Genomic DNA, 11,623 nt, shown 5'->3' with positions numbered 1-11,623 from the left:
TTGCTGCGATAATTATAAGACTCGTCATAAGATTCGTCGCCAGACGCATCTTGCGACGTCACCAATCAATCGCAAATCGCAGCAGGAGTAGATATCATGAAATGGGAAGGCAATCGCGAAAGCGACAATGTGGAAGATCGCCGTGGCGAAGACGGCGGTGGGGGCGGCGGCGGGGGCGGCTTCGGTTTTGGCGGGCGCTCGATCGGCATCGGCACCATCGTCATCGCCCTCGTCGGCTCGTATGTGCTGGGCGTCAATCCCTTGACCTTGCTCAACCTGCTCAGCGGCGGTGGCGGCCAGATCAGCACCCAGCAAAGCCAGTCGCCCGCGCGCCAGCCGCCCGAATCGGACGAGATGGCCCGCTTCGTGAAAACCGTGCTGGCCGATACGGAAGACACGTGGGGCGCCCTGTTCAAGGCGGAAGGCGGCAGCTATGTGAAACCCAAGCTGGTGCTGTTTTCCGGCAGCACGCCGACGGCTTGCGGCACGGGCCAGAGCGCCAGCGGCCCTTTCTATTGCCCCGGCGACCAGAAAGTCTACCTGGACCTCGATTTCTTCAACCTGATGCAGCAACGCTTCAAGGTCTCGGGCGAATTTGCCGAGGCCTACGTGATCGCGCATGAAGTGGGCCACCACGTGCAAAACCTGATGGGCTTGTCCGAGAAGGTCGACAATGCCCGCCGCACGCAGTCGGAGCGTCAGGCCAACGCCATGTCCGTGCGCCTGGAATTGCAGGCCGACTGCTTTGCCGGCGTGTGGGCGTATCACGCGAACGCCGACCGCAAGATCCTGGAACAGGGCGACGTGGAAGCGGCCCTGAAAGCGGCCACAGCCATCGGCGACGATGCGCTGCAGCGCCAGTCGCAAGGCCATGTCGTGCCGGACTCGTTTACGCACGGCACCTCGGAGCAGCGCGTGCGCTGGTTCAGCAAGGGCATCGAGAGCGGCCAGATTTCCCAGTGCAACACCTTCGAGGCACGCCAGTTGTAGGCCCTTGCCGGCCGGTTGCAGGCGCACTGGGCACGGCGCGCCTGCCCGTGCCACGCTACTTCACGTCGATGCGCCCATATTGTCCGTGCGCCTCGTCAGCCGGCCCGGCCGCATAGAACAAGGTATTGACGGGCTGGCTGTTGAGGCCATTGCCGAAGGCGATGCCCCACAAGCCATCGATCACCAGCGGCGTGCCGTCGGGCTTGAGCAGCGGCCCGCCAGCCTTGCCCGTGGCGCTGTCATAGGCGTTGATCCTGCCATCGCCAAAATTCCCGATCAACAGCATATTGCCGGCAGAGCCGAAGTCGGCCGGCGCCAGCGCCATACCCCATGGCGCATTCAAGGCCCCGCCGCTCACCAGCCGCTTGAGCAGCGTACCGCCGGTGTCGTACACGTTGACGATGCCCAGGCCCGCGCCCGCCTGCTCATCGTCGCCGCTGGCTTCGCGCATGGCATAGGCGACATAGATGCGCTCGCCAATGGCCTGGATGCCGAACGGTGCATAGCCAGCCGGCAAGCCGGGATCGCTGAACGCGCCAGGCCAGCTGGCCCTGGCAAAATTGGCATCGAAGACGTCGACGCGCCCGTTATGGAAATCGGCCGCATACAGGTAGTTGGCGCCCGCATAGGCGGCAATCGCCAGGCCCTTGTAGACGCTGCCGCCGGCGCTGCCGTCATACACGACCAGGGCCGTGACGGGGCTGACCGTGGGCGACCAGGCCGAGATGCTGCCGCTTTCGCTGGCGAAGATGAAGGGGCTGGGCGCCGTCACGCCATTCTGGCTCAGCTTGAAATCCTGCGTGCCGTTAAAGACGATACCCGTCGGGCCTGCCGGCGTGCTGACCACCAGCGATTGCGGCACGCCGTTGCCATCGTACAAGGTCGACTTCGCCGTGCCATTCGCCGCCACCCAGACGAAGCCGCGCGGATTGAACGCCACGCCCCACGCGTTGACGAGGTTGGGGTCCGTGTGCGCGGCCGGCAGCGCGGCCGTATCGGATACGAGGCTGGTCGCCGCATATGCGTTCAGGGCTGGCGGCTTGTGATGGTGGTGGCCGCCGCCGCAGGCAAACAGCACGGTAGCCAGCGCGGCGGCGAGACAGGCGCAAACAATCTGCCTGGTGGTATGCGTTTTCATGGCGTTCCCCTTCTGCGTGATGGGCAGAGTTGCGCTGCCTGCCATCAGGGTATAAGCGGACCGTGCCGGACGCTTGAGCCGCGTCAAGCGCAGCGCAGATAGGGCTTGCGCCCCGTCAGGGTATGCCAACGTCGTAGCGCTTGCCCAGCTTTTTCAGTTCGCCTGTCTCGATCAGGCTATTCAATTCCTGGTCGAACTGCAGGCGCAGCTTGTCGAAGGCGGGCGAGCGGGGAAAGGCAAAATAGCCATTCTGCACTTCTATGACTTTGGGCAAGGGTTTCACCTGGCGCCCATAGCCGAGGCGGGCGATCACGGGGTCGGTATTGCGGCGGTTGCTGACGAATACGTCGACGTGGTTATGCACCAGCATCTTCAAGCCGTTTTCCACGTTATTCGCCACGCTGACCTGCAGGCCGGGGCGCACGCGCTCCCAGTCCGCGCCATAGGCCCAGCCATTGAGCAGCACCACCCGGCGGCTCTTCAGCACCGCGTAATCGCCATCCCAGCCGAAGCTGGCATCCTGGCGCGTATAAAAGACCATCTGGTCCTGGTAAAACGGCTTGTCGGAAAACGCCATGCCGGCGATACGCTCGGGCGTCTTGTAGGGCCCGATCAGGATATCGGCCTGGCCCTGCACCAGCATGGCTTGCGCGCGCGCCCACGGCACCATGCGGAAACGCACGGTATTGCCCGTGCGTGCCGCCATCAGGCGCAGCAGTTCCGCGCCCAGGCCGCCATACTCGCCGCTATCCTGGTACTCGAAGACGCGCTCGAACTGCGCGCCCACGGCCAGCAGCTCGCGCGCCTGCAGCGGCGCGGCAAATGCCGGCCACAGCAGCGCCAAGGCCAGCAGGCGCCGCCCTGCTCCGCTCATCAGCCGACGATGCGCAAGGAGTAATCGGTGGCCCGCACGTCCTTGGTCAGGCTGCCGATCGAGATGCGGTCCACGCCCGTTTCGGCAATCGCGCGCACGGTATCGAAATTGATGCCGCCGGACGCTTCCAGCAAGGCGCGGCCATGCGTCAAGGCCACGGCGTCGCGCATCATGTCGTTGCTGAAGTTATCGAGCAAGACGGAGACGGCGCCCGCGTCCAGCGCTTCCTGCAATTGCGCCAGGGTTTCCACCTCGATTTGCACGGGCACGCCCGCGTCGAGGTTGCGCGCGTTTTCCAGGGCCTGGCTGACGCCGCCCGCGGCCGCGATATGGTTTTCCTTGATCAGGATGCCGTCATACAGGGCCAGGCGCTGGTTCTTGCCGCCGCCCACGCGCACCGCATACTTTTGCGCCAGGCGCAGGCCCGGCAAGGTCTTGCGCGTGTCCAGGATGGACGCCTTGGTGCCGGCGACCACGTCCACATACTGGCGCGTGGCCGTGGCGACCGCCGACAGCAATTGCAGGAAATTGAGGGCGCTGCGCTCGGCCGTGAGCAAGGCGCGGGCCGGTGCTTCGATCGTGCACACGACGCTGTCGGCCGTCATCATGTCGCCTTCGGCGTAATGCCAAACGATGTCGATGCTGCGGTCCAGGCTTTTCATGATGCCTTCGAACCAGGGTGCGCCGCACAGCACGGCTGCTTCGCGCACGATGACACGGGCCGTGACGATGTGGTCTGGTGGCACCAGTTCGCCCGTCAGGTCGCACTGGCCCACGTCTTCCAGCAAGGCGGCCAGCAAATTGCCTTCGAATGCGCGCGCCAGGGCGGGATCGAAGGGGGCGAAAGAATTAACGAGGGTACTCATGCTGGACCGATTCCTTGGAACAATTTAGTTTCTTTTGCCAGGTCCGCGCCCGGCTTGAGGCCCGCCTTCTTGGCGGCGGCGAAGTCGAGCATGCGGTTGATCGAACGCACGGCCAGCTGGCCGACGGCGGGATCGACGTGGATTTCGTTATGCATGTTTTCCAGCGTTTGCGCCAGGTTCAGCAAGCCGTTCATGGCCATCCACGGGCAGTGCGCACAGCTCTTGCAGGTGGCGCTGTTGCCGGCCGTGGGCGCTTCGATGAAACGCTTGCCCGGCGCGGCCGCGCGCATCTTGTGCAGGATGCCGTTGTCGGTGGCGACAATGAAAGTGTCCGTATCCATGGTTTGCGCTGCCGCAATCATTTGCGACGTGGAACCGACCATGTCGGCCAGGGCCACCACATTCGCGGGCGACTCCGGATGCACGAGCACCTTGGCTTGCGGATACTCTTCCTTGAGCAAATCGAGTTCGATGCCCTTGAATTCGTCATGCACGAGGCAACTGCCCTGCCACAGCAGCATGTCGGCGCCCGTTTCCTTCTGGATATACGAACCCAGGTGCTTGTCGGGCGCCCACAGGATTTTCTTGCCCTGCGCATGCAAATGGGCAACGATGTCGAGGCCGATGGACGACGTCACCATCCAGTCCGCGCGCGCCTTGACTGCGGCGCTGGTATTGGCGTAGACGACGACGGTGCGGTCTGGATGGGCGTCGCAAAAGGCCGTGAATTCATCCACCGGGCAGCCAAGGTCGAGCGAGCAGGTCGCGTCGAGGTCGGGCATCAATACCGTTTTTTCGGGACTGAGGATTTTCGCCGTTTCGCCCATGAAACGCACGCCGGCCACGACGAGGGTCTTGGCCGGATGGTCGCGCCCGAAGCGGGCCATTTCCAGGGAATCGGAGACGCAGCCGCCCGTGGCTTCCGCCAGATCTTGCAGGTCAGCATCAACGTAGTAGTGGGCAACGAGCACGGCTTCGCGCTCGATCAGCAAGCGCTTGATGCGCGTGATCAGTTCGGCTTTTTCGGCCGGGGAAGGCGTCGCTGGCGTGCGTGCCCAGGCGTGGGCAGTGCAGCTGGCTCCGTCTTGTGGATGTTCGTACTCGACGGATTTGATGGCTAAAGTTTGCATGGCTGTGTCAAACAAAAACGGGATAGACCGGCACGATTGCAATAAAGCAGGTGCGCCGGAACGAAAGGACCGCGGCGCGTCGGTGTGCTGCTGCCGGATGGGCGACTGGCGCGCCATCCGGCATCTTGCCTCAGAGTTTAGTCAATACCCTGGCTCTTGAGGTAATCTTCGTAGTTGCCGCGGTAATCGACCACTTCATCTTCCTTGATCTCGATGATGCGGTTGGCCAGCGAAGAGACGAATTCGCGGTCATGCGACACGAAGATCAGGGTGCCCGCGTATTTTTCCAGCGCGATGTTCAGCGATTCGATCGATTCCATGTCCATGTGGTTGGTCGGCTCATCGAGCATCAGCACGTTGTGGCGGCCCAGCATCAGCTTGCCGTACATCATGCGGCCTTTTTCGCCGCCGGACAGTACCTTGACGGCCTTCTTGACGTCGTCGCCGCCGAACAGCAAACGGCCCAGGATGGAGCGCACGGCCTGGTCGTCGTCGCCCTCTTTCGTCCACTGGCCGATCCAGTCGGTCAGGTTCGTGTCCTTGGCGAAATCTTCCGTCGGATCTTGCGGCATGTAGCCCACGTTGGCGTTTTCCGCCCACTTCACGCGGCCCTGGTCCGGCTGCAAGCCGGCGATGTCGCCCGCGATGCAGCGCAGCATGGTGGTCTTGCCGGCACCGTTGGCGCCGATGATGGCGATGCGTTCACCCGCCTCGACCATGATGCTGAAATTCTTGAACAGCTGGCGATCGAAGCCTTTCGAGATATTCTCGACTTCCACGGCCAGGCGGTGCAATTTCTTTTCGCCGTCGAAACGCACGAACGGATAGGCGCGCGACGATGGCTTGATGTCGTCGACCTTGATCTTTTCGATCTGCTTGGCGCGCGATGTTGCCTGGCGGGCCTTCGACTTGTTCGCGGCGAAGCGGCGCACGAATTCCTGCAGCTCGGCAACCTTGTCTTTCGCTTTCGCGTTGTTGGCCAGCTGCTGGTTGCGCGCCTGGGTCGAGGCGAACATGTATTCGTCGTAGTTGCCTGGATAAATCTTCAGGGTGCCGTAGTCCATGTCGGCCACGTGGGTGCACACCTGGTTCAGGAAGTGGCGATCATGGGAAATGATGATCATGGTGGAATTGCGCTCGTTGAGCACGTCTTCCAGCCAGCGAATCGTGTTGATGTCCAGGTTATTCGTCGGCTCGTCGAGCAGCAGGATGTCCGGGTTCGAGAACAGTGCCTGCGCCAGCAGCACGCGCAGCTTCCAGCCTGGCGAGACATTGCTCATCGGGCCTTGATGCAAATCAATGGCGACACCGGCGCCCAGCAGCAGTTCGCCCGCGCGCGATTCGGCCGTGTAGCCGTCGTATTCGGAAACTTTGCCTTCCAGTTCGGCGGCCTGCATGTAGTCGTCGTCCGTCGCTTCCGGGTTCGCGTAGATCGCGTCGCGTTGCTGGATGGCGGCCCACATTTCCGTATGGCCCATCATGACGACGTCGAGGACGCGCATGTCTTCAAACGCAAACTGGTCCTGGCGCAGCTTGCCCAGGCGCTCGTTGGTATCGAGCATGACGTTGCCGCCCGACGGGTCCAAGTCGCCGCCCAGGATCTTCATGAACGTCGACTTGCCGCAGCCGTTCGCGCCGATCAAACCATAGCGGTTGCCGTCGCCGAACTTGACGGAGATATTCTCAAACAATGGCTTGGCGCCAAACTGCATCGTAATATTTGCGGTTGAAAGCATGTGATATTAGGTCTTTATTCAGTTAAAACAGCTAGTTAAGTACTTTTCCCCCATTATACAGCACCCACCCTCTTCCACTCTATAGTGGCCCGGCAGTCGCAGCCGGAGCCCATGCGCAGGCATACGGCGCAGAAATAATGGCAAGAAAATATGATTGCCGTATTCCCATTTAGCAGCTACGCTGCGTGGCATTGTTTTCTACCCTTTACCTCACAGGCATCACTTGAAAAAAATCACCATCGCCGCCGCCGTGGCCGTCATTGCCGTCGCTGTCACCGCCTACGCTTCGCCCTACTACACCTTGCACCAGATCAAGACCGCGCTGGCCGAGCGCAACGCCGACGCGCTGGCCGCACACGTGGACTTCCCCGCCCTGCGCGCCAGCGTCAAGACGCAGCTGGAAGCGAGCATGGCGCGCAGCATCGAGGCGACCGCCGGCAGCGGCAACCCGCTGGCCGCGCTGGGCCAGTCGATCGCCAGCGCCATGCTGGGCAAGATGGTCGATACCATGGTCTCGCCCGCCGGCGTGGTGGCGCTGGTCAACAAGAGCGCCGTCAGCCCGCAAGCAGAGCCAAATCCGGATGCGCCCGCCGATGGCGCGCGCAAGCAGGCCGACTATTCAGCCGGCTATGCCGGCCTGAACACCTTCATCGTGCGCGCGAAGGATGGCAATGCGCAGGAAGGCGCGCTGGTCCTGCTGCGCCATGGCGTGTGGGGCTGGAAGCTGAGTTCGATCGAGATTGCGTCGGCGATGGCCGCACGCTAGAAGAAGCGCGCATGCGCAGGCAATCTGATACACAATGCAGGCCACTTGTATCCGATTGCAGGAGATTTCATGCTGAAACACACGACCCTGGCGCTGGCCATGGCCTTTGCCGGCGCCGCACCATCCGCCCATGCCCACGATGGAATCGCCGCCGCCGAGCGCAGCCACTCCGTTGCCGCGCGCATGCAGGCGGAAACGTCCAGAGCCGCCGATCCGGACGCCCCGGCACTGCTGCCCGTGCCCAGCGACATTTCGCTGGCCGAGCTGGAGCGCCGCCTGGCGCTGGGACAGGCGCAGGCCGCTGAAAAACACTATACCAGCGCGCTCGATCCGGCCGTGCTGAGCAGCCTGGCGCAGCAGATGGGCTGCGGCGATATCGTCGGCATGCAGCCGTTCGGTTTCCCGCTGGAACAAGCGCAAGCGACCGTCCTGAGCGGCGCGCACCTGCTGGCGCGGTGCCCGGACAGGGCCTATGTGACGATCACGGCCATGTCGATGGCCGGCAAGACGGGCAAGCGCGCCCACATTTCGCCGCAATCGTTCAAGCAACAGGTCGATGGCAGGCCCGCGCGGCGCCTGTACTACAAGGCGCCCAACGGCCGCCAGAAGGAGTCGCTGACCATCATCGACGGCAGTTATGCGTACGCGCTCGAGTACTGGTCGCTCGATGACAGCCAGCAACGCGGCATGGTCGGCATTCGCAGGATGGAAACATTGACGTTGCCGCAATAAAATAGACGCGAACAGGCGGAATACTGTATATTCATACAGTTATTTATTATCCCCTTTTCGAGCATGCCTGCACACCCGCCCATCCAATTACCGTACACCATCTGCGTCAGCGCCACGATCGACGCGGAGATCGAGCAAACCATCCTCGAGGGCTTGAATGCCTACAACGACGCCATCACCGGCTATAGCGACAGACAGGTATTGAACGTCGTCGTGCGCGACCGCGACAGTCAGCGGGTGCTGGGCGGCGCCATGGGCCGGACTTCGCTGGGCCTGCTGTTTCTCGATTTGTTTTATTTGCCCGCCGCCTTGCGGGGACTGGGACTGGGCAGCCGGATACTGGCGCAGTTCGAAGAGGAAGGACGCCGGCGCGGCTGCGCCTCGGCGGTGCTGTACACCATCACTTTCCAGGCGCCCGAGTTTTACGAGCGGCGCGGCTGGCGCCGCTTCGGCGAAATTGCCTGCAGTCCCGAGGGGACGAGCCGGGTATTCATGAGCAAGACCCTGTAGACGGCATGCGACCAGGGCTGGCGACAAACCTGCCGCCAGCCCTGGTCAGCGACCTCTGCTTACATGCCCAGGGACTTGAGCAGGTCGGCGTTGTCGTCGTCTTCCGGTTCCACGGCAGGCGCCGGGGCGGCGTCCCGTTCGCGGTTCGCGAATTCGCCATCCATCAGCGAGTCGGCGTCGACTTCGCGGGAATCGAAATCATGCAACTTGATGAACTCGGTACGGTCGATCGCCAGTTCCAGATAGAAAATATTGTTCTTTTCCGTGTAGAAAGTGACGCGGCGCATTTCCGGGCGGTCCAGCGGCGTGTCGACGCTGAGCATCACCTGCTTGTTCAGCACCAGCATCTTCGGCTGGCTCTGGGTGATATTCGTTTGCAGTTCGCGCCGTACCTTGCCCGTGAAGTCGCCCACGATCTGGTTCATCAGCTCGCCCATGATGTTCGACACTTCGTCCGACGTGTAGAAGCTGGCCAGCTCCGACTTCGGCATGCCCATGTGCAACATATAGCGCTCGTAGATTTCCATCGCCGTATCGGCGGCAAAATTGAGCACCACCAGGCCCGTGAAACCGCCATCGAACATCACGAAACAGCCGATATCCGGCTTCAGGCCCGTCTTGGTGATGCGCTGCACCATGCCTGAATAATTGACCTTGCTTTGCGTTGCAACGTTGAGCACCCGAACTACCGAGTTGCACAAACTCATCAACAAATCTTCTGTACCGTACACAACATCCTTTTCTGCATCCATGAGCAACCTCTCCTACTATTTTAAAGATGACAGCACTGTTCCCTGCCCGCCGCGAGCCGAAACCTGACAGTTTCGCTCAGCTGGCGGACGACTTCACCTTTGCATGCCTGACCTTGCGTGGCGGCGCGCGCCGCGTTGCCGCCGCTCCGAACCGCCCTCTTACCTTTTTCTGTATAGAAATAAGTATCATGCGCAGAATACCCAGATGTAACATTTCCGTCCAGCCATACCTGCATTTACTTGACGATCTGTGCGGAAATACCAATACACTGCAATGCAACATTATGCGGAAGATAAGCATGCAGGAAGATTCAGGCTGGCACGGTTGAAACCATGGCGAAAAGGCAGCATCACGTATACTGCCCCGCGGGACGCAACTACCGAAAGGCATGAGAGGATGAGTACACTGCAGGAACAGGCAACGGCGGAAATGATGGCGGCCGTGGAGGCGTGGTTTGTCGAGCGCCTGAAGCGCACCGACCTGGACAGCGCCGTGAATCGGACCACCTTGCAAATGGGTATCTTTAACGATCTCTTGCTCGACTACAAACCCGGCCGCACCACGGCCGACGATTACCATCTGGCCGATGCCGGGGATTTCACGCAGAGGACGCCATCGCGTCTCGATGAAGCCGTCGTGCGCGACGGCATCGCGCCCCAGTTGGTTGCCATGGTGCAAGCGAAGCTGGCAACGCTGGCCGACACGCCCCTGATCGACTACCGCTTCAGCTTTCGCGGCAAATTCCAGACGGCACAGGGCACGCTGCACCTGAATCTGCTCGATCATGTCAACGAAGGCAAGCGCAGCGCCCTGCTCGCGCGCATCCACAGCTACGTCGCGCAGAAACTCGAGCGCGGCAACCGGCCGACGAAAAAGCTGGAAACCTTCTTCCTGGCGCGCCACCTGCTCGATCCCCAGCTGTTTCCGCAGCCCGATATCGCCTGGACCATCGCACAATTCGAGCGCATCGAACAGCTGAACAAGTCGCGGCCGCAAGCGCTGGCCGAACATCGCGGCGACATCATCCAGGCCGTGTCGGCCTGGGCGGAAAAACAGTTCTTGCCGCAGTTCTATGACGTGCAAACCTCAAGCTACAGGGGCACGGAGTACACCTTGAAAGCGGGCGCGGCGCCCGATGCCCAGACGCTGGCACCGATCGACCTGCTGCTGTACGGGGCCGTGATGATCTTGCGCCACGAACCGAGCTACGCCAAATCGACGGGCCTGAAATTCCTGGAAATCGCGCGTGAACTGGGCAGTGAACGGGCCGTGCGCATGCTCAAGGAAGGCAGCGGCACCTTCCCCGACGGCGACATCCACGTCAAAAATGCGCTGCTGGAATGCCGCGCCAACGACGTGTTTGCCACGATCAGCATCACGATTGCCCAGGAAGAAGAAGGCGCGTATGCGCAGGCGCTCGCGTTCATCACGCACCTGCTGAACAACGGTTTCCCGAAAAGCTACCAGATCAAGCTCAAATCGAAGGTCAAGGAATATCTGCCCTTGAAAGGCCTGGCCCGCTCCGACACGCACCGCTTCTTTGCCAACGCCCTCGCCCATGCATCGCTGCAGCCGCAACTGGAAGCGTATGCGCGCGCCGCCATCGAGCAATACGAGTTCTATGCCGACACGGAAGGCGAAAAGAATTGCATGCCCGGCAGTTACGCCACGTTTGGCCTGGGCTTGCTCGATGCACGCCATTTCCCGCTGGTGCAGCACTACATGGCCAACGTCGACGAGGAACACCAGTCCGTGCAGGATCAGTTCACGGCCGCCTTCGCCGAGCGGCATGGCGTGACGACGGAGTCCATCCCCGTGCTGGCGGCCTGCCTGCGGGCGTGCACGGATAACGCCAAAGTCAAAATCCAGGCGGAACTGGAAGAGGTGGAGAAACTGGAACTGTTCTGCCAGCAACTGCAAGGACTGGAAGGCTATCTGGTCGAGCACATGCTGTACCCCATCTGGGGCAAGCTGGAAAAACTGGCGGCCCTGGCGCGCAAGGCGCAAGGCCGGCGCAAGGAGCTGCTGCTGGCCTTGCTGGAAGCGGCCAGCAAGACCGGCGCCTAATGTGCGCAACGTTATGACTTTCACCATATATAATGCGCGGCGCCAGAGTTGCTTTAAGGCA

The 11,623-nt window shown here is 61.8% G+C and carries 11 protein-coding genes; 5 read left to right on the top strand and 6 right to left on the bottom strand.

What is annotated here, in order from left to right:
• The first annotated feature begins 96 nt into the window (after positions 1 to 96).
• Complete coding sequence (locus OX460_RS04445) at positions 97 to 990, top strand: neutral zinc metallopeptidase (protein ID WP_099667876.1); 894 nt, start codon at positions 97 to 99, stop codon at positions 988 to 990.
• A 55-nt stretch (positions 991 to 1,045) separates the two neighbouring features.
• On the opposite strand, the gene OX460_RS04440 is transcribed toward OX460_RS04445, so the two are convergent.
• From OX460_RS04440 to OX460_RS04420, 5 genes are all read right to left on the bottom strand, one after another.
• Positions 1,046 to 2,128 (bottom strand): TIGR03118 family protein, encoded by a 1,083-nt coding sequence (locus OX460_RS04440; protein WP_289897815.1) that lies wholly within the window; start codon positions 2,126 to 2,128, stop codon positions 1,046 to 1,048.
• Positions 2,129 to 2,243: 115 nt separating this feature from the next.
• Positions 2,244 to 3,002, bottom strand: coding sequence for a transporter substrate-binding domain-containing protein (locus tag OX460_RS04435; RefSeq protein WP_289897814.1), 759 nt, complete (start codon positions 3,000 to 3,002; stop codon positions 2,244 to 2,246).
• Positions 3,002 to 3,868, bottom strand: coding sequence for a carboxylating nicotinate-nucleotide diphosphorylase (nadC, locus tag OX460_RS04430; protein ID WP_289897813.1), 867 nt, complete (start codon positions 3,866 to 3,868; stop codon positions 3,002 to 3,004). The genes OX460_RS04435 and nadC overlap by 1 nt, the downstream gene beginning before the upstream one ends.
• The gene (nadA, locus tag OX460_RS04425) at positions 3,865 to 4,998 is read right to left on the bottom strand and encodes a quinolinate synthase NadA (RefSeq protein WP_092708677.1); all 1,134 of its coding nucleotides are present in this window, start codon (positions 4,996 to 4,998) and stop codon (positions 3,865 to 3,867) included. The genes nadC and nadA overlap by 4 nt, the downstream gene beginning before the upstream one ends.
• 137 nt (positions 4,999 to 5,135) lie before the next feature.
• The gene (locus OX460_RS04420; protein ID WP_034756044.1) at positions 5,136 to 6,734 is read right to left on the bottom strand and encodes an ABC-F family ATPase; all 1,599 of its coding nucleotides are present in this window, start codon (positions 6,732 to 6,734) and stop codon (positions 5,136 to 5,138) included.
• 223 nt (positions 6,735 to 6,957) lie between these two features.
• Between OX460_RS04420 and OX460_RS04415 the strand changes: the two genes are divergently transcribed.
• The 3 genes from OX460_RS04415 to OX460_RS04405 all read left to right on the top strand — a co-directional run bounded on the left by OX460_RS04415 (position 6,958) and on the right by OX460_RS04405 (position 8,742).
• Entirely contained in the window at positions 6,958 to 7,500 is a 543-nt protein-coding gene (locus tag OX460_RS04415) for a DUF2939 domain-containing protein (protein ID WP_289897812.1), read from the top strand.
• A 69-nt stretch (positions 7,501 to 7,569) separates the two neighbouring features.
• Positions 7,570 to 8,232 carry a hypothetical protein gene (locus OX460_RS04410; RefSeq protein ID WP_289897811.1) on the top strand — a complete coding sequence of 221 codons (663 nt, stop codon included), beginning with the start codon at positions 7,570 to 7,572 and terminating at the stop codon, positions 8,230 to 8,232.
• A 63-nt stretch (positions 8,233 to 8,295) separates the two neighbouring features.
• Positions 8,296 to 8,742 (top strand): GNAT family N-acetyltransferase, encoded by a 447-nt coding sequence (locus tag OX460_RS04405; protein WP_289897810.1) that lies wholly within the window; start codon positions 8,296 to 8,298, stop codon positions 8,740 to 8,742.
• A 59-nt stretch (positions 8,743 to 8,801) separates the two neighbouring features.
• On the opposite strand, the gene OX460_RS04400 is transcribed toward OX460_RS04405, so the two are convergent.
• The gene (locus OX460_RS04400; RefSeq protein ID WP_289897809.1) at positions 8,802 to 9,494 is read right to left on the bottom strand and encodes a DUF3334 family protein; all 693 of its coding nucleotides are present in this window, start codon (positions 9,492 to 9,494) and stop codon (positions 8,802 to 8,804) included.
• A 397-nt stretch (positions 9,495 to 9,891) separates the two neighbouring features.
• On the opposite strand from OX460_RS04400, the gene OX460_RS04395 reads away from it, so the two are divergent.
• Positions 9,892 to 11,562: a DUF6138 family protein gene (locus tag OX460_RS04395; RefSeq protein WP_289897808.1), complete on the top strand. Its 1,671-nt coding sequence runs from the start codon at positions 9,892 to 9,894 to the stop codon at positions 11,560 to 11,562.
• Positions 11,563 to 11,623: the final 61 nt, after the last annotated feature.

It is taken from the genome of Janthinobacterium sp. SUN033 (assembly GCF_030397595.1).
Lineage (GTDB): Bacteria > Pseudomonadota > Gammaproteobacteria > Burkholderiales > Burkholderiaceae_D > Janthinobacterium > Janthinobacterium kumbetense.
Note: the sequence above shows the minus strand (reverse complement) of the source record. Positions and strands in the feature narration are given on the sequence as shown.